The sequence below is a fragment of the Mesorhizobium sp. WSM3862 genome, assembly GCF_002294985.1.
Classification (GTDB): domain Bacteria; phylum Pseudomonadota; class Alphaproteobacteria; order Rhizobiales; family Rhizobiaceae; genus Mesorhizobium.
In genome coordinates this window covers 546,458-564,712 of sequence record NZ_NSGE01000001.1, presented here as the reverse complement: position 1 = coordinate 564,712, position 18,255 = coordinate 546,458, and the positions used below count along the sequence as shown (strand labels likewise).

Annotated in this window: 16 protein-coding genes and 1 pseudogene; 9 read left to right on the top strand and 8 right to left on the bottom strand. The window is 64.5% G+C overall.

The window, feature by feature from the left end; translation table 11 throughout:
• Positions 1-139 precede the first annotated feature (139 nt).
• Positions 140-1,924: a single-stranded-DNA-specific exonuclease RecJ gene (gene recJ / locus CK224_RS02825; RefSeq protein ID WP_095780903.1), complete on the top strand. Its 1,785-nt coding sequence runs from the start codon at positions 140-142 to the stop codon at positions 1,922-1,924.
• Between the two features lie 13 nt (positions 1,925-1,937).
• On the opposite strand, the gene CK224_RS02820 is transcribed toward recJ, so the two are convergent.
• From CK224_RS02820 to folE, 3 genes are all read right to left on the bottom strand, one after another.
• Positions 1,938-2,909 (bottom strand): patatin family protein, encoded by a 972-nt coding sequence (locus CK224_RS02820; RefSeq protein WP_067000906.1) that lies wholly within the window; start codon positions 2,907-2,909, stop codon positions 1,938-1,940.
• 84 nt (positions 2,910-2,993) lie between these two features.
• Positions 2,994-3,452, bottom strand: coding sequence for a phosphoribosyl-AMP cyclohydrolase (hisI, locus tag CK224_RS02815; protein ID WP_095780902.1), 459 nt, complete (start codon positions 3,450-3,452; stop codon positions 2,994-2,996).
• Positions 3,453-3,545: 93 nt separating this feature from the next.
• Positions 3,546-4,172: a GTP cyclohydrolase I FolE gene (folE, locus tag CK224_RS02810; RefSeq protein WP_067000141.1), complete on the bottom strand. Its 627-nt coding sequence runs from the start codon at positions 4,170-4,172 to the stop codon at positions 3,546-3,548.
• A gap of 236 nt (positions 4,173-4,408) precedes the next feature.
• On the opposite strand from folE, the gene CK224_RS02805 reads away from it, so the two are divergent.
• The 5 genes and pseudogenes from CK224_RS02805 (at position 4,409) to CK224_RS02785 (ending at position 8,984) form a co-directional block, all read left to right on the top strand.
• A complete protein-coding gene (locus CK224_RS02805) occupies positions 4,409-4,855 on the top strand; it encodes an iron-sulfur cluster assembly scaffold protein (protein ID WP_095780708.1) in 447 nt (148 codons plus the stop codon).
• 180 nt (positions 4,856-5,035) lie between these two features.
• Positions 5,036-5,410 carry a membrane protein insertion efficiency factor YidD gene (gene yidD, locus CK224_RS02800; RefSeq protein WP_095780707.1) on the top strand — a complete coding sequence of 125 codons (375 nt, stop codon included), beginning with the start codon at positions 5,036-5,038 and terminating at the stop codon, positions 5,408-5,410.
• Positions 5,411-5,552: 142 nt separating this feature from the next.
• Positions 5,553-5,744, top strand: a pseudogene (locus tag CK224_RS02795) (class D beta-lactamase); the annotation flags it as partial.
• A 229-nt stretch (positions 5,745-5,973) separates the two neighbouring features.
• Positions 5,974-7,947, top strand: coding sequence for a threonine--tRNA ligase (thrS, locus tag CK224_RS02790; RefSeq protein WP_095780706.1), 1,974 nt, complete (start codon positions 5,974-5,976; stop codon positions 7,945-7,947).
• 95 nt (positions 7,948-8,042) lie between these two features.
• A complete protein-coding gene (locus CK224_RS02785; RefSeq protein WP_095780705.1) occupies positions 8,043-8,984 on the top strand; it encodes a lysophospholipid acyltransferase family protein in 942 nt (313 codons plus the stop codon).
• A 9-nt stretch (positions 8,985-8,993) separates the two neighbouring features.
• Here the strand turns inward: CK224_RS02785 and CK224_RS02780 are convergent, their stop codons facing one another.
• On the bottom strand, positions 8,994-9,959 hold the full coding sequence (locus CK224_RS02780) for a hypothetical protein (protein WP_067000157.1): 966 nt from the start codon (positions 9,957-9,959) through the stop codon (positions 8,994-8,996).
• 162 nt (positions 9,960-10,121) lie between these two features.
• Here CK224_RS02780 and CK224_RS02775 point away from each other — a divergent pair, with 162 nt between their 5' ends.
• Together CK224_RS02775 and CK224_RS02770 are read left to right on the top strand one after the other, a co-directional pair.
• Positions 10,122-10,706 carry a nitroreductase gene (locus CK224_RS02775; protein WP_067000159.1) on the top strand — a complete coding sequence of 195 codons (585 nt, stop codon included), beginning with the start codon at positions 10,122-10,124 and terminating at the stop codon, positions 10,704-10,706.
• Between the two features lies 1 nt (position 10,707).
• Positions 10,708-11,316: a flavin reductase family protein gene (locus tag CK224_RS02770; protein ID WP_095780704.1), complete on the top strand. Its 609-nt coding sequence runs from the start codon at positions 10,708-10,710 to the stop codon at positions 11,314-11,316.
• Between the two features lie 63 nt (positions 11,317-11,379).
• On the opposite strand, the gene CK224_RS02765 is transcribed toward CK224_RS02770, so the two are convergent.
• Complete coding sequence (locus CK224_RS02765; protein ID WP_067000912.1) at positions 11,380-12,261, bottom strand: CoA ester lyase; 882 nt, start codon at positions 12,259-12,261, stop codon at positions 11,380-11,382.
• Entirely contained in the window at positions 12,261-12,713 is a 453-nt protein-coding gene (locus CK224_RS02760; protein ID WP_095780703.1) for a MaoC family dehydratase, read from the bottom strand. Before CK224_RS02760 ends, CK224_RS02765 begins: the two co-directional genes overlap by 1 nt.
• Before the next feature lie 150 nt (positions 12,714-12,863).
• On the opposite strand from CK224_RS02760, the gene CK224_RS02755 reads away from it, so the two are divergent.
• Positions 12,864-13,985 carry a DUF2336 domain-containing protein gene (locus tag CK224_RS02755; RefSeq protein ID WP_095780702.1) on the top strand — a complete coding sequence of 374 codons (1,122 nt, stop codon included), beginning with the start codon at positions 12,864-12,866 and terminating at the stop codon, positions 13,983-13,985.
• A gap of 72 nt (positions 13,986-14,057) precedes the next feature.
• Here CK224_RS02755 and CK224_RS02750 read toward each other — a convergent pair whose 3' ends face one another.
• Together CK224_RS02750 and parE are read right to left on the bottom strand one after the other, a co-directional pair.
• Positions 14,058-16,124, bottom strand: coding sequence for an FUSC family protein (locus tag CK224_RS02750; RefSeq protein WP_095780701.1), 2,067 nt, complete (start codon positions 16,122-16,124; stop codon positions 14,058-14,060).
• Between the two features lie 43 nt (positions 16,125-16,167).
• Positions 16,168-18,222 carry a DNA topoisomerase IV subunit B gene (gene parE, locus CK224_RS02745; protein WP_095780700.1) on the bottom strand — a complete coding sequence of 685 codons (2,055 nt, stop codon included), beginning with the start codon at positions 18,220-18,222 and terminating at the stop codon, positions 16,168-16,170.
• Positions 18,223-18,255: the final 33 nt, after the last annotated feature.

Sequence of the window (18,255 nt, the reverse complement as noted above, 5' to 3'; positions counted from 1 at the left end):
TTCGTCCTTGTAGACACTTTCGCGCAATTACGGTCGGAGCGCCCTTCCACAGTTTTCCGGGGTGGTTCGCTTTCCCGGAATTGCTAGGGCTGTCGCATCTTGATATCTGCCGAAGGATGGTGTGCAGACGGCGCGTCTCATGATGGGCGAGAGACGCTTCTTCCTCGATGTCAGGCAGTCGGCGACCGGTGTTTCCTGGGAGCACCGGCTGACCGAGCGGCAGGACATGGCCGCTTTGGCCATCGCGCAGGGTCATGGCGTGCCGGACATCGTCGCAAGGGTGCTGGCTGGGCGCGGCGTGACGGTCGAGCAGACCGAGCGCTTCCTCGATCCGACCATTCGCGAGCTTTTGCCGAACCCGGCCTCGCTGACCGATATGGAGAAGGCGGCGGCGCGCATCGCGGATGCGGTCGTGGCCGGCGAGAAGGTGGCGATCTTCGGCGACTACGATGTCGACGGCGCTGCGTCGTCGGCGCTGCTGAAGCGCTTTCTGGCGCATTTTTCGGTGCCGTCCGAGATCTATATCCCCGACCGCATCTTCGAAGGCTACGGCCCGAATCCGGAAGCTATGTGCGAGCTGATCTCGCGCGGCGCGAAGCTGATCGTCACCGTCGACTGCGGCACCAACAGCGCCGTGTCGATCGAGGCGGCGAAAGATGCCGGCGCCGATGTCGTGGTGCTCGACCATCACCAAGTCGGCGGACCGCTGCCGGCGGCGGATGCGGTGGTCAATCCGAACCGGGAGGACGACCTTTCGGGGCAGGGGCATCTCTGCGCCGCCGGTGTGGTCTTCCTGTGCCTGGTGCAGACGGCGAAGGTGCTTCGCGAACGCTTGCCAAACGTCGCGCCGGTCGATCTGCTTTCGCTGCTCGACCTCGCCGCGCTGGCGACCGTTTGCGACGTGGTGCCGCTCACCGGCGTCAACCGCGCTTTCGTAGTCAAGGGGCTGCAGGTGGCGCGCCAGCAGAAGAATGAGGGGCTGGCGGCTCTTGCGCGGGTCTCGCGCATCGGCGAGCCGATCAACACCTTCCATCTTGCCTATCTGATCGGGCCGCGCATCAATGCCGGCGGGCGCATCGGCGATGCCGCGCTCGGCAGCAGGCTGCTTGCCACCGAGGATCCCGTTGAAGCCGCAAGCATTGCCGAGACGCTCGATCGGCTGAACCAGGAACGGCAGCAGATGGAACTGGAGATGCTGGCGCAGGCGCGCGCCGAGGCCGATGCGGAGCTTGCCGGCGGCACCGGCCCTGGCATCGTCGTGACCGCAAGCAACAGCTGGCATCCCGGCATCGTCGGGCTGCTGGCCTCGCGGCTCAAGGACCATGCGCGCCGTCCCGCTTTCGCAATCGCCTTCAATTCCAATGGGATCGGCACCGGCTCGGGGCGCTCGGTCTCCGGTTTCGATCTCGGCCGGCTGGTGCGCGAGGCGGCGCAGGCCGGGCTGATCGCCAAGGGCGGCGGCCACCGCATGGCGGCAGGCATCACCGTCGAACGTGCCAAGCTGGGCGCGCTTCGGGCTTTCTTCGAGGAGCGCGCGGCGGCGGATGTGTTCCGGCTGCAGAGCGAGGAGAGCCTGGCGATCGACGGCGCCTTAGCCGCCGAGGGCGCGACGCTGGCTCTTCTCGACGCGTTGGAGAAAGCCGGCCCGTTCGGCGCCGGACACATCGCGCCGGTGTTCGTGCTGCCGCGGCACAGACTCATCGATGCGCGGCCGATCGGCACCAACCACATCCGGGCCGACCTGCAGTCGCAAAGCGGCGGCAGCCTCCAGGCGATCGCGTTCCGCGCCGTCGACACCGCGCTTGGCGAATTCCTGTTCAAGAACAGGGGCAAGACCGTGCATATAGCCGGTTCGCTGTCGGGCAATTACTGGAACGGCAACCGCTCAGTGCAATTCCGCATCACAGATGCCGCGATTGCTTGACTGACGCTTCGGATCAGGCGAGCACCGTCTGCAGCCGCCGCAATTCGCTGATCTGGGACATGGTCGCCTGATAGCCGATGCGGATCGCCTCGTCGGCGCGGTGGAACTCGGTCAGTCCGATATGGCTGAGCTTCGGCTGCAGCGACATGTCGGGCGGATCGCCGGCGAGCCTGGCGCGCGAGATCCGGTCCTGGATGATGTTGAAGGCCTCGACCATGACGCCTGTGATGCCGAGGCGGGTCTGGTGCGGCGGGTGCTGGGGATTGACCTGACCGGGACGCGGCGCGTCGTTCTCGATGACGAGTTCGCCCGCGCTGTGCTTGATCACCGCGGCACGCCCGAACAGATCGTAGTGGAGGTTGACGGCAACGACCAGCGGCTGCTCGTAAGCACGGCAGACCGAGACCGGCACCGGATTGACCAGCGCGCCGTCGACCAGCACGCGCCCGTTGCAGTTCACGGGCTCGAAGACGCCGGGCAACGCGTAGGACGCGCGCATGGCGGTGATGAGCGAACCTTTCGACAGCCAGATTTCGTGGCCGGTGCGGATTTCGGAAGCGACGGCGACGAAGGGCTTCGACAGTTCCTCAAAACGGATACCGTCGACATGTTCGCGCAGCCGCGCATCGAGCTTCATGCCGCCGAACAGGCCGCTGCCGCGCAGATTGAGATCGAGCAGTCCGAAGAGGCGCCGCTTGGTCAGGCTTCTGGCGAACTCTTCCAGTTCGTCCAATTTGCCGGCAAGATAGCAGCCGCCGACCAGCGCGCCGATCGACGTGCCTGCGATCATCGAAACTTCGATGCCGGCTTCGTCCAGCGCGCGCAGCACGCCGATATGGGCCCAGCCACGCGCACAGCCGCCGCCGAGCGCCAGCGAGATGCCCATCTTCTTCGCCGATTTCGGATCGAGCACGCCGCCGGACGATGCAAGGCCGTTGGCCTCCTGAACGTCAGGTCTGCTGCGCAATGACGCCCATTCGAGCATCATGATCTCCCTTGTCCCGTGTCCCTTCTATCACAAGGATGTTTGAGAATAGTGAATATGAGTGGTTTGTGAATATCGAATGGTTCACACCGGCTTCCGATACGTTTCTTGCGCATCGAACAGCGGCTTGCTGCCATCGTCGGCAAGCACCGCCTTGCCGTCGCTGAGCCCCACCGTCCGATAAAAGCAGGAACGCCTACCGGTGTGACAAGTTGCGTCCTGGCCCAATACTTTGACGCTCAACCAAATCGCGTCCTGGTCACAATCCGTGCGCATCTCGACGACGCGCTGGACGTTGCCCGACGTCTCGCCCTTTTTCCACAGCGCGTTGCGGGAACGCGACCAGTAGTGGGCGATGCCGGTTTCGAGCGTCAGCGCCAGCGCCTCGGCATTCATATGCGCGACCATCAAAAGCATGCCGTCGCCGGCGTCGGTGACGACGACGGTCACGAGGCCGGCAGCATCGAAGCGCGGAGAAAGGACGGTGCCTTCCTCCAGCGCCTTCTTGTCTGCCGGGGCTTTGGGAAATTGCAGTGCCGACATTGCCGGTTCGTCTTTTTGTTGGACCATGATCTTATCCGAAAACCGGGTCCCGCTTTTCGGGACCATGGTCTGAAGGCCGGCAGCAGCCGGCGATCAGGCACGCACCATGGTGACGAAGCGCACCTGTTCCTCGGGCGTGTCCTTGAAGACGCCGGTGAAGGTAGAGGTGAGCGTGGTCGAGTCCTGCTTGCGGATGCCGCGCATGGCCATGCACATATGCTCGGCCTCGATCATGACGGCGACGCCGCGCGGGTTGAGCACGTCCTGGATGACGCCTGCGATCTGCGCCGTCATCGCTTCCTGCGTCTGCAGGCGATGGGCGAAGATGTCGACGACGCGCGCGATCTTGGACAGACCCACGACCTTGCCGTCCGGCAGGTAGCCGACATGCGCCTTGCCGATGATCGGCACCATGTGGTGCTCGCAATGGGAGTGGAACTTGATGTCCCTGACGATGACGAGATCGTCATAGCCGGCCACTTCCTCGAAAGTGCGGCCAAGCTCCTCGGCCGGGCACATGTCATAGCCGTTGAACATCTCGCGAAAAGCCTTGGTGACGCGCTTCGGCGTGTCGACAAGGCCCTCGCGATCAGGGTTGTCGCCGGTCCAGCGCAAAAGCGTGCGCACGGCGGCCTGGACCTCGGCCTCGCTTGGGCGATCGGTGACAGGCTTCTCCATATAGGAGGAAGGGGGCATGAGTTTCTTGATGACGGCATCCATAAAGGCGTCTCCCGTAGTCCCACTCAGAGGTGGGACGAGTTGAACGGACCACGACCTTTCGGGTGAAACTCGCCCGGTTTCCAGCCCGTAAGCGGCGTGAACAGATGAGCAATGACAATGGTTTGAGTTTGCCTTGTCGATGCCCGGCTGCCATCATTATATATGGTCGTGCACAGCGAAAGGAAGACGCAACAGCGGCAAAGCCTGTTCGCTTGGCGGCGACGGATTGGAAAAAAATGATCGACGACATCTACAATGCGAAAATCCTGAGCTTCGCCGGAAACATCGCCAAGATCGGCCGACTCGACCACCCCGATGCGACCGCCAGAGCGCACTCCAAACTGTGCGGCTCGACCGTCACCGTCGACCTCAAAATGGATGGCGACGTGGTGACCGATTTCGCTCATGACGTGAAGGCCTGCGCGCTTGGTCAGGCATCCTCCTCGATTATGGCCCGGCATGTCATTGGCGCGAACGCCGGTGAGCTGCGCGCGGTGCGCGAGACCATGCTGAAGATGCTCAAGGAAAACGGCGCGCCGCCGGAGGGCCGGTTCGCCGATCTGAAATATCTGGAGCCGGTGCGCGACTACAAGGCACGTCACGCCTCGACCATGCTGACCTTCGACGCGGTGGTCGACGCGATCGGCCAGATCGAGAAGAAGCGCGCCGGCCAGGCTGCTTGAGGGCGATCTCCTGGGCTGCTTGCCTGTTATGGCGAACTCGCTTGGTATCCCGGCGCCATGTCGAGTGGACCGACCGGCGTCCCGTCCGGCCTTCCCGGCGATGACCGATAAAAGGTCGTTGCGTTCCCGGCTCGAAGCCCACATCTAACGCACAAGGAAGCTGGCTGCGGAGAAGTGCGGATGGGAGACCATTCAGGACATATCCATGGTGTCCGGCCGGTCCGGCATGGGCGAAACTGGCAGGGACCCTGGCGCAAGACGCCGGGCCGCGTCCTCGGCACGTCGCTCGTGCGCCTCTACCAGTTGACGCTTTCCGGCTTCGTCGGCAATAGCTGCCGGCATCTGCCGACCTGTTCCGAATACGCGCATGAGGCAATCGCCCGCCATGGATTGTGGACCGGGGGCTGGCTGGCGCTGTTCCGGGTCTCGCGTTGCGGGCCGTTCGGGACGCATGGCATCGACCGCGTGCCGGAGACGCTTGCGCCGCGCTACGTCTGGTTCATGCCGTGGCGCTATTGGCAAATCGGCAGGAAGCGCGATGACGCAGATGGCTGACTGCGGCTGCGTTTCGCAGCCCGTGTTTACGATTCGGTAGGGTTAACGTCAGCCTGCACAAACACTGCCAATTTGAGACAAAATCGAGACAAGACGCCTCGCTAAGCCGCTCCGCGTAATCCCTTTTCCGGAGTGAGCTTCGATGCGCCAGATGGACCGCTATCCGTTCTTCATTGCCATCATTCTGTTCCTGCTGGCCTGGATGCTCGGCCTGCCGATGCGGGCGCAATCGGCGCCGCTCAAAGACATCCACTGCACTTTGATCGAGGACTCGGCGAGCGGCTCGACGCTTTGCCAGGATGGCGTCTGCGACCAGCGCGTCAGCCCGGCTTCGATCTTGCCGAAGGGGCTCGCGACGCGGGCGGCTTCCTGAACGATCTTCCCGGGCTCATCAAATAGAACGGCTTGCGGCTTTACGGCGGCGGAAACTCCTCATAAAAGACTGCCGCCCGCCAGCGTCCAAGTGATTGGCGCCTCCGGCCAACCCTGCATGCTCCAGCACACTTCCTGCGACATGCATTCACCACCCGCGCTCGTTTGCGGGACTGGATAGGACAACTCTGATGCTGAATTCCGTGTCCCTGACATTTCCCGATGGTTCCGTCCGCGAGTACGACGCGGCCGTGACCGGCGCCGCCCTTGCCGAATCGATCTCCAAATCGCTGGCGAAAAAGGCTGTTGCCTATAGCCTCGACGGCACCGTCCGCGATCTTTCCGATCCGCTCGGCAGGTCCGGCAAGGTCGAGATCATCACCCGCGAGGATCCGCGCGCGCTGGAACTCATCCGCCACGACGCGGCGCACGTGCTGGCCGAGGCCGTGCAGGAACTTTGGCCGGGAACGCAGGTGACCATCGGGCCAGTGATCGAGAACGGGTTCTATTACGACTTCGCGCGCAACGAGCCGTTCACCCCGGACGATTTCCCGGTGATCGAGAAGAAGATGCGCGAGATCATCGCCCGCAACAGGCCGTTCACCAAGGAAGTGTGGTCGCGCGAGAAGGCGAAGAAGGTCTTCGCCGACAAGGGCGAGCGCTACAAGGTCGAGCTGATCGACGCTATCCCCGAGGATCAGGATATCAAGATCTACGCGCAGGGCGACTGGTTCGACCTCTGCCGCGGTCCGCACATGGCTTCGACCGGGCAGATCGGCAATGCCTTCAAGCTGATGAAGGTGGCGGGCGCCTATTGGCGCGGCGATTCCAACAACCCGATGCTGACGCGCATCTACGGTACCGCCTTTGCCGACCAGGCCCAGCTCGAGGCATACCAGATGCTGCTGGAGGAAGCCGAGAAGCGCGATCATCGCAAGCTCGGCCGCGAGATGGATTTGTTCCATTTTCAGGAGGAGGGACCGGGCGTCGTCTTCTGGCACGCCAAGGGCTGGAAGATGTTCCAGAACCTGGTCAACTACATGCGCCGCCGCCTCGACGAGCACGGCTACCAGGAAGTCAACGCGCCGCAGGTGCTGGACAAGAGCCTGTGGGAGACGTCCGGCCACTGGGGCTGGTATCGCGACGCGATGTTCAAGGTGACGGTTGCCGGTGACGACACCGACGACGACCGCGTCTTCGCGCTGAAGCCGATGAACTGCCCCGGCCATGTGCAGATCTTCAAGCATGGGTTGAAGTCTTACCGCGAACTGCCCGTAAAGCTTGCGGAGTTTGGCAATGTGCATCGCTACGAACCGTCGGGCGCACTGCATGGGCTGATGCGTGTGCGCGGCTTCACGCAGGACGATGCGCATATCTTCTGCACCGAGGAGCAGCTCGCCGCGGAATGCCTGCGCATCAACGATCTGATCCTGTCGACCTATGCCGATTTCGGCTTCGAGGAGGTCGCGGTGAAGCTGTCGACGCGGCCCGACAAGCGGGTCGGCACAGACGAGGCCTGGGACCATGCCGAGGCGATCATGAGCAATGTGCTGGAGACGATCCGCACGCGCTCCGGCAATCGCATCAAGACCTCGGTCAATCCGGGCGAGGGCGCCTTCTACGGGCCGAAGTTCGAATATGTGCTGAAGGACGCCATCGGCCGCGAATGGCAGTGCGGCACCACGCAGGTCGACTTCAACCTGCCGGAACGCTTCGGCGCCTTCTATATCGGCTCGGATTCGGAGAAGAAGCAGCCGGTCATGGTGCATCGCGCGGTGTGCGGCTCGATGGAACGCTTCCTCGGCATCCTGATCGAGAACTATTCCGGCCATTTCCCGCTGTGGTTCGCGCCGCTGCAGGTGGTGGTGGCGACGATCACCTCAGACGCGGATGAGTATGCAATGAAGGTGGTCGAGCGGCTGAAGGCTGCGGGGCTGCTCGCCGAAACCGATCTGCGCAACGAGAAGATCAACTACAAGGTGCGCGAGCACAGCCTGGCCAAGGTTCCGGTCATTCTCGTTTGCGGCAAGCGGGAGGCGGAAGAGGAAACCGTCAATGTCCGCCGGCTCGGCTCCCGCGACCAGGAATCGCTGAAGCTCGGCGACGCCGTGAAATTGCTGGCGGACGAGGCCGTCTCTCCGGACCGCAAGCGCCGCGCGGCCTAAAATCGTTAATCTCCAATCGCTTCTCGAATGGCGGTGGCACATAGTCCACCGCCATCTTCACACGCCTGTCACGCCAACCTTGTAACCGAGCCGCCATGCTCAAGCTGAAACCGCGGGAAAGGCCGTTTCCCGAGCTCTCCTACGCCAACCGGCATCAGCCGGCGCTGACGCGGTGGTTCATCCATTCCGTCGAAGGCCTGTCGGGCCGCGACCGCTTTGCCGTGCTCTACGACTTGTGGCGGCGCCAGGTCGCTCCAAAGGGCGACCGTGTGTTCAGCCGCATGCTGGATTTGATCGACGTCAGGGTGCACCGCGCCGGCCGTTGGCCGCCGGCGAATGTGCCGGATAGTCCGCTGGTGATCGTCGCCAACCATCCCTTCGGCATCGGTGACGGCATTGCAGTGCTGTCGCTCGCCGAGCAGCTCGGCCGTCCGTTCCGGGTCATGATCCACAAGGATCTGCTCAGGATCCGCGAGATGGAAGCCTATTCGCTGCCGATCGATTTTTCCGAGACCAAGGAAGCGCTGAAGAACAACATGGCCGTGCGCCACGAGGCGGTGCGGCTGTTGAAGGCAGGCGTCACCATCGTCGTTTTTCCGGCCGGCGGCGTCGCCACGGCGCCGAAGGGGTTCGGCCGGGCGATTGACCTGCCGTGGAAGATGTTTCCGGCCAAGCTCATCCAGGAGGCCAAGGCCTCGGTCATCCCTTTGCATTTCTCCGGCCAGAACGGCCGTCTGTTCCATCTCGTCAGTGGGCCGATGAACATGGCCGAGCGCGACAACCGCGTGGCGAAATTCGTCGGCAAGGCGTCGCTGACGCTGCGCACCTCCCTGCTCATCCGCGAATTCGCTCGGCTGTCGGGCAAGGCGATCGAGGTGCGTATCGGCGATGTGCTGAAGTGGAGCGAGCTCGAACCGTTGCGCGACCGCAAGGCGCTGCTCGACCGGCTCTACCAAGCGGTCTTCCATCTCGCTCCGGTGGCGGCGCGGCGCGGACGCGTGCCGTTTTTAGCCAAGCGGATGCGCAAAGCCGCCTGAGCAGACCGACTAGTCCGCGCCCTCCTCGGGATCGATGGCGGACGATTCGTTGGCCACGACCTCGATTTCCTGGTTCTGGCCGGCCACGACGGTGAAATCCTTCTGGTAGATGCGGTCGCGGTTCTTGGCGATGATGGTGTATTGTCCTTCGGCCAGCACCATCGAGGCGAAGGCGCCGACGGCTTCCTTGATCGGATCGCCGGATTCATTGAGCAGCGACCAGGAGGTGTCGGCAATGGCTTCGCCGCCGGGCTCGCGCACCAGCTTCATCGTCATCTCGGCTGCGCGGTGCTCGACGGTGGCCTCGGTCAGCTTGCCGGCCTCGACGCGGATATCGGAGCGGATCACGGCGTTGACTGCGCCATAGGTGGAGACGACATGGTAGGTGCCTGCATTCAGCCGCACCACCGTGTTCGGCTCGACATCGGGGGCGATCAGCGCGCGGTCGCCATTGGCCTCGGCCTGGCCCTCATAGATCGCGAAGCGGAGCTTCTTTGGCGCGATGTGCGCGCCGCCGGACGTCACCGCGTCGAGTTTCAAGCCGCCGGCATCGAGAACGAGGCTTTCGCGCTTTGCGTCCTTGCCGACGGTGATGCGCTTGGTGGCGCCGGCCCGTCCGTAAGAGGCGTGGACCAGGTAGCTGCCGGGGTCGAGCTGGAACACCGCCGTGCCGCCATGCGCGGACGCCACCATCGGCAGCTTGCCGTCGCTGGCCGGTTCCGGCTTGAAGACGCGCCAGACGATGCCGCGGGTGATGTCGGCGCCCTTGTCGGTCAGTTGCGCAGAAAGGGTGATCGCTCCGCCGCTGCCGAGCGCCAGCGACCGCTCGCTCTTCGGCGTCGCATAGCTCGAAATGCCCGGCAACTTGATATTGCCGACATCGTTGGCGTTCTGGGCCAGCGCGAACGAAACCGGCACCGCAAGCAACGCGGCGATGAGCCCGATCACGAAAAGGCGCAGAGTCCCCTCAAACATGCCTTGCGTTGAAGCCCAAGGCGGTGGCAATTTCAAGGCTCAAGAGCCTGCCGCCCTCCGCCAGGGCTCTTTATCCGCCGTATAATTGCGCCATTGCCCGAGCCGCCCGACCTCCCGATGGCGCGCTTCAGCTCAAAATTGAATGCTAGGAGACTTGCGCCCATGGCGTCGCCGATCATCGACTTCCTGCTGACCCGCAATTCAGCGCCGATTCCCGACCTCAAGGAGCCGGCGCCGAGCGATGCGGAAATCGCCACGATGATCGCCGCGGCGTCGCGGGTGCCAGACCATGGCCGCCTCGAGCCCTGGCGGTTTATCGTCTACCGCGGCGACGCGCGGGTCGAGATCGGCAAGAAGCTCGCGGCGCTTGCCGAGCAGCGCGAAGGACCGTTGCCGGAGGGGCGCCGCAACCAGGAACTGGCGCGCTTCTCGCGCGCCCCGCTGGTGATCGGCGTCGTCTCCGTGCCGCGGGAGAACCCAAAGATCCCGCAATGGGAGATGTTCCTGTCGGGCGGAATGGCGGCTATGAATCTGATGATCGCGGCCAACGCGCTGGGCTATGGCACCAACATGATCAGCAACTGGTATTCCGACGTTGCGGAGGGCAGGGCGATCCTCGGGCTGTCGCCGCAGGAGCGCGTCATCGGCTTCGTCCATATCGGCTCGTACCAGGGACCGGCGCCGGAGCGGCCGCGGCCCGATCCGGCTAAGCTCTATGCCGATTACGCCGGGCCGTGGGCCGGCTGACATGTTCTACGAGCCATCCAAGGGGCACGGCCTGCCGCACGATCCGTCGAAGGCGATCGTTGCACCCCGCCCGATCGGATGGATCTCCACATTGAACAAGGCCGGTGAGATCAACCTGGCGCCCTATTCCTTCTTCAACGCCTTTTCGACTCGTCCCTTCATCGTCTGGTTCTCATCCGAAGGCGCGAAGGACAGCGCCACCTTCGCTGATGAAACCGGCGAATTCGTCGCCAATCTCGTCAGCCGCGAGCTTGCCGAGAAAATGAACCGCACGGCCGTCGATGCGCCGCGCGGCGTCAGCGAGTTCGCCTATGCCGATCTCGCCATGGCGCCGTCGCGCCTCGTCGCGCCGCCGCGCGTGGCGGAAGCGCCCGCCGCCCTCGAATGCAAGGTGACCGAGATATTTCGGCCGCGGACGCTGGACGGCGCCGAGACCAGCGCCATCGTCGTCGCCGGCGAGGTCGTCGGGGTCCACATCGACGATGCTTATCTCAGGGACGGCCTGTTCGACATCGTCAGGGCCGGCAATGTCGCCCGGCTCGGCTATATGGACTATGCCAGCGTCAACGAGATTTTCTCGATGCGGCGGCCGCGCTGGAGCAAGGATTAACCGAAAGGGCTACACGGCTCACGTCCGCTACAAACTGATCCCCATGGTCTGGCAATTGGCGGTTCAGGCTGAAAGTCCCGCCGCTCTCGCGCGTGCCAGCAGCCGCTCCGCAAGCCGCAGGTGCGGCCGATCATACATCTTGCCGTCGATGCCGACGACGCCCGGATTTCCCGCCGCCGCGAAGGCGTCGACGATCGCCCGCGATCGTTCGACCGCTTCCGGCGACGGCGTGAAAGCGGCGTTGATGACCGGCACCTGCACCGGATGGATCGCCATCTTGCCGGTAAAGCCGTCGCGCTCGGCTTCTCTGCATTCGGCTTCGAAAGCGGCCATGTCGCGAAAATCCGGAAAGACGGTATCGATCGCGGCGATTTCCGCCGCTCCGGCGGCCAGGATGGTCGTCGCGCGCGCCAGGCGGAACACGTCGGTGTAGCGGCCGCTCTCGTCGCGCGCCGAACGCGCGCCGATTGCGGCCGACAGATCTTCCGCGCCCCAGGTAAGTCCGGCAAGCCGGCTGCTTGCTCCGGCGTAGCTCGCGGCAGCCAGCAGGCCGGATGCGGTTTCGGTGATGATCGGCAGGATCTTTATGCCGCCATCCGGCAAGCCGCATTCGGCCTCGTGCACCCGAAGCTTGGCCGCGAGCTGCTGGACATCCTGTCCGCTGTTCGACTTCGGCAGCATGATGCCGTCGGGTTTCACCGGGACGAGCGCCGCAAGATCATCGTCGGTCAGGCCGGTCGACAGATCGTTGACGCGTACGTAGATGGCGGAGTTGGTCTGCCGTCGGTGGCCGGCGATGAAGTTCGCCGCGACTTTGCGGGCGGCAGCCTTGTTGCCGGCGGCTACCGAATCCTCAAGGTCGACGATGACCACGTCGGCGCCGGCGCCAAAGCCCTTTTCCAGCTTGCGCTCGGAATCGCCCGGCACGAAGAGCAGCGAGCGCATCAGGACGCCTTCTTTATCATCATCGCCTGCCTCGTGCATTTGGCGACAAGAACATCGTTCTGATTATAGGCGCGGTGCTCGAATTCGACGATGCCGCGATCGGGCTTCGACCTGGACTCGCGCACCGAAACGACCGTCGTCTCGACGCGAATGGTGTCGCCGTGGAAAACCGGGTGCGGGAAGACGGTCTCCTTCATGCCGAGATTGGCGACAGTGGTGCCGACGGTGATATCGTTCACCGAGATGCCGATCATCAGGCCGAGCGTGAACAGCGAATTGACCAAGGGCTTGCCCCATTCGCTCTTCGCGGCGAAGTCGAAGTCGATGTGGAGCGGCTGCGGGTTCAGCGTCATCACCGAGAACAGCATGTTGTCGCTTTCGGTGACGGTCTTGCGCAGCGTGTGCCGGAAGACGCGGCCGACGACGAACTCCTCCAGATAAAGCCCGGCCATGGTCGATCTCCTCCGCTATTCCTGTTTGATAGGCGTTGGTTGCAAAGCCATCAAGCCGGTTAAGAAACATGGTGAACCGTTCGTAAACCATTTCCAGCTTACCGTTCCCAACGGGGCCGAAACGTTTCGGCAAGGGCGTAGCTGATCGGCATGGTTGTTTCGCATTTTCTAAAGTGGATCGATAAGGCAAGGGTTTCCGAGCGCGCCGCCGCCGCGAGCGCGCTGGCCCGCGCCTACATCAATTCCGACCTGCCGTTCGAGGATCGCTGCGCCGCCGAGGCGGCGCTCACGCTGCTGCTCGACGACGTTTCCGCCAAGGTCCGGCAGGCGCTCGCCGAAGCGCTGTCGATGAGCCATCACGCCCCGCCGCAGGTGATCGCAGCACTCGCTTCCGACCAGCCGGAAGTAGCGGCGCTGGTGCTGGCGCGTTCGCCTTTGCTTACCGATGCCGATCTCATCGACCGCGTCGCCGGCGGCCAGAAGGCCACCCAAAAGCTGATAGCCAACCGTCCCGTCGTCTCGATGTCGCTGGCGGCAGCCATCGCCGAGATCGGCGAGCCGGAAGCCTGCGCCACGCTGATCGCCAACAGCGGCGCCGATATTGCATCGCTGAGCTTCCGCCGCATGGCCGAACGGCACGGGCACCTGCCGCTGGTCCGTGAGGCGCTGATCGCCGACGCGCGGCTTCCCGCCGACTGCCGGCACATGCTTCTGGTCAAGCTCGGCGAGACGCTGAAGGGATCGCCGCTGGTGCTGGCGCTGATGGGGGCGGCACGAGCGGACCGCGTGATGCGCGACGCCTGCGTGAAGGCCTCGGTGACCCTGATCGAGGGCACGCGCGCCGAGGAGCACGCGGCGCTGATCGAGCATCTCAGACTGCGCGGCGATCTCACCGCGAGCTTCATCATCCGCACCGTCGCGCATGGCAAGGTCGACTTCTTCGGCTCGGCGCTGGTGGCGCTTGCCCAGCAATCCGAGCAGCGGGTGAGGGCGTTGCTGGCCGGCGGGCACGACGTTGCGTTGCAGGCGCTGTTCCGCAGCGCAGGCCTCGCCGCCGCCACGCACGGCATCATCCTTCGCGCGCTGAAGATCTGGCGCGAGGTCGCCAACGGCAAGCGTGTCGCCGGCGTGCAGGAGGTGAGCTGGCTGATGCTGAAGGAACTCGGCGGGCAATCGGCCGAGGGCGATCTCGCCGGACTGGTGAAGTCGATCCATCTCGACGCGCTGCGCGAGAACGCGCGCGGGCATGCGCTGGCAATTGCCGCCGCCTAGCGCACGTCGGTGCCAGGTGTGGCCGGCCTGGCGGCTTCCTGCTCGATGCTCACGTATCCCGGCCCGGCCCGTCTAAGGGTGCCCCTTCGCGAAAAAATCCGGATAATCCTGCATCGCGGCAGCGATGATGCGCAGTGAGGCCGCGACCTGAAGCATTTCCGGCCGGTCGCCGCGACCGGCGATGCTCGCCGCATATTCCCGCGCCACGGCGATGGTCGAGGTCTGCGGCTCGCCATGCCTCCTGAACAGCAATTCCCGCGCCAGGCCGCGCAGGAAGTTGCCGATCGACTCGACCGTCTCGCGTGGTACGGCGGAGTTCAGTTGCGCCTGGCGCAGCCGGAGCACTTCGAGGCCGACGGTCACGGCGGCAATGCTGCCGCCAAGAATGGGCTCGCCTTTCCTGCCTGTTTGCTGCAGTTGCGGCATCAATTGGTTGATCCGGTCATAGGCCAGGCTTTCGAAGGCCGAACGCCTGGGGACGCGCTCATGCAGGCAAAGGCGCGCCAGGTCCTCGCGCATCGCCTTCGAGATGCGCTCAACAGTGGCCCAGGGATTGGCCGGCAGAACGACGATGAAGACGCCGATGGCGATCAGGATGCCGACCAGGATCGATGCCGATCCGGCGAAGAACGGGCCGGGATCATAGGTCATCATCTGGTGCGGGCTGAGGAAAGCCAGGAAATTGATGGCGAAGGCGGTGGCCACGCCGACATGCCGCGGATTGGCCATGCCGAGCGCTGCCGGCACCAGGATCGGCACGACAAAGAGGGTGAACCAGCCGAAGCCGGGCAGCGCCGGCATTGCGATCTGGCCGACGAGGAAAGCGAAAGGCAAAGCGAGGAGCGTTCCGGTGAAGAAGCCCCAGGCCGACTGAACCGGATCGGGACGTGCCGCGAACAGGCTGGAGACGACGGCGACGAGAATGACGGTGCCCGCCGCCTCCGACCATTTGGTGGTCAGCCAGAAGGCGGCCACCAGAAGCGTGGCGAGCGCGGCGCGCACCGCATTGCGCCAGGCCGCTTGATAGTCGCGGTGCACGACCAAGGCCGGCTGCTGCCGCTCACGAGACGTTCGGGAAACCGGCGAGCGAAGCGCATCCAAGCCGCGCATCACCTGCTTCAGCGCCTCCGCGAAATCGGCGGCAATGGTGAGGCGGGTGATGGTGCCGACCTTGTCTTCACCGGGATCGGTGGCCACCGGCGCCGTTTCTCTTGCCCTGATCGCGATTGCCTCGAGCCGGGCCACCCATGGGCCGGTGTCGTCCAACGCGTCGCGCGTCGTAGCGAGTTCCCCGACGATTGCCTTCAACTCGCTGCGAACAGGGATGAGCGTCGCATTCTTCGGCGCGGCATGGGTATGCAGCGCGCGGGCCGCCGAGAGCGCCCACAGGAGTTGTCCGATCGTGCGCCGGACCGGATGGGCGCGGGTCGCGAAGCTCGGCGCTTCGAGGCGCGCATAGGTGCGCATCTCGGCAAGTGTCTGGGCATCGGTGATCAGCTTGCGCTGGAGAGCGGCAAGACCGGCCGGATCGCCGTCGGAAAAGGCGCCTGAGGCGTAGTCGGCGAGATCGAGAATGCTGCGCTTCAGCCTGGAGATGATGGCGTCCGCCGCGAGCTTCGGCAGGATCAGCCGGCTGGTGACGCCGGCGCAGACGATGCCGAGCACAATTTCGGTGCAGCGCGCGACAGCGAGATCGACGACGAGATGCGCCTGCCCGAATGCCGGCAGGCTGATGATCATCGCTGTATAGCCGGCAAGGGCGGCGCCATAGGCTTCCGGATTGCGCAGCAGCGAGGAAACGAGGGTGCTGACGCCGATCCATAGTGCCAGCACCGTCACCAAGAGCCAGGGATTGGTGCCGAACAGCGATGTGATGCCGATCGCCGCCAGGCCGCCGGCCAGCGTGCCGAGCAGGCGGTAGAAGCCTTTCGCCAGCACCATGCCGGCGACCGGCTGCGCGACGATGAACACCGTCATCATCGCCCATTGCGGATGATCGAGCTTTAAGGCGTAAGCGGCAAGCAGCGCGATCAGCCCGGCAGAAACCGTGCGCAGGGCGAAGATCCAGTCCGAGCGCGTTGGCTGGGTCAGCTCACTTAACGGTGTCCCGGCTAGATCCTTCAGCCGCGTCCAGGTCACATGCAAGTCTCCGTCCCGGAGCCTGTTATGGACCGGTCCGCGTTCAGATATCCAGCACGTCGGCCTCGGCGAATTCGGCGCGTTCCTGGATGAAGCGGAAGCGGGCCTCGGGCTTGGTGCCCATCAGCGCGTCGACGGCGTCCTTGGTCGCCTGCTCGGCATCGATCACGTCGACCCTGAGAAGCGTGCGCTTCCTCGGGTCCATCGTGGTTTCCTTGAGCTGCGAGGCCATCATCTCGCCAAGGCCCTTGAAGCGGCCGATCTCGACCTTGGCGCGCCCGGTGAATTCGGTGCGCAGCAATTCGTCCTTGTGCGCGTCGTCACGCGCATAGGCCACCTTACCGCCCTGACGGATCGAATAGAGCGGCGGCACGGCCATATAGAGGTGGCCACCGCGGATCAGGTTCGGCATCTCCTGGTAGAAGAAGGTGATCAAAAGCGAAGCGATATGCGCGCCGTCAACGTCGGCGTCGGTCATGATAATCACGCGGTCGTAGCGCAGGTCCTCGTCGCGATATCTCGAGCGCGTGCCGCAGCCGAGCGCCTGAACCAGGTCGGAAATCTGCTGGTTGGCGGCCAGCTTGTCGTTGCCGGCGCTGGCGACGTTGAGGATCTTGCCGCGCAGCGGCAGCACCGCCTGGCTGGCGCGGTCGCGCGCCTGCTTGGCCGAGCCTCCGGCCGAGTCGCCCTCGACGATGAAGATCTCGGCGCCGGCCGCGGCATTCTGGGTACAGTCGGCGAGCTTGCCCGGCAGGCGCAGCTTGCGTACGGCGCTCTTGCGCGAGACTTCCTTTTCCTGACGCCGGCGCACACGCTCATCGGCGCGCGCGATCACCCATTCGAGAAGCTTCGAGGCTTCCTGCGGGTTGTCGGCCAGCCAGTGGTCGAACGGGTCGCGGATGGCGGTTTCGACGATGCGCATCGCCTCGATGGTGGCCAGCCTGTCCTTGGTCTGGCCAACGAATTCCGGCTCTCGGATGAAGACCGACAGCATGCCGGCGGCCGAGATCATGACGTCCTCGGTGGTGACGATCGAGGCGCGCTTGTTGCCGATGAGATCGGCATATGCGCGAAGCCCGCGCGTCAGCACGTTGCGGAAGCCCGCCTCATGCGTGCCGCCCTCGGGAGTGGGAATCGTGTTGCAGTAGGAGTTGAGAAAGCCGTCGCCGCCGAACCAGGTCACCGCCCACTCCAGCGAGCCGTGGCCGCCCTGCTTGTCGCTTTTGCCCGCGAAGACTTCGCGCGTGACCTGGAATTCGTCGCCGAGGGTGGCCTTGAGGTAGTCCTTCAGGCCGCCCGGGAAATGGAACTCGGCTTTGGCCGGGGTTTGATCCTTTTCCTTGATCAGCGAGGGATCGCAGGTCCAGCGGATCTCGACGCCGCCGAACAGATAGGCCTTCGAGCGAGTCATGCGGTAGAGCCGGGCCGGCTCGAAGGCGGCGCCCTTGCCGAAGATCTGCTCGTCGGGATGGAAGCGGGTCCTGGTGCCGCGGCGGTTGTGCACCTCGCCGAGGTGCTCCAGCCCGCTCACCGGAACGCCGCGCGAGAAGCGCTGGCGATAGAGCTGGCGACCGCGCGCGACCTCGACCTCGAGGTGATCGGACAGCGCGTTGACTACGGATACGCCGACGCCGTGCAGACCGCCGGAAGTCTCATAGACCTTGGAGTCGAACTTGCCGCCCGAATGCAGCGTCGTCATGATGACTTCGAGCGCCGGCTTCTTGAACTTCGGATGCGGATCGATCGGAATGCCGCGGCCATTGTCGGTGACGGTCAGGAAGCCGTCGGCGGAAAGCTCGACGTCGATGAAGGTGGCGTGGCCGGCCACCGCCTCGTCCATCGAATTGTCGATGACCTCGGCGAAGAGGTGATGCATCGCCTTGTCGTCGGTGCCGCCGATATACATGCCTGGGCGGCGGCGCACCGGCTCCAGCCCCTCCAGAACCTCGATGTCGGCGGCGCTGTAGCTCTCGCTGCCGTCGCGGGCGGCGGCCGAGCGCTTCGCGGCCTGCACCAGCGGATCGGCCGGCCGCGAGGGCGCGCGTACTTGCTGGGGCTGCTTTTCCGGGTTGCCGAAAAGATCGCTGGTGTCGTCCATGCTAGCCATTAAGTCCAGTACTGCGAATCACTC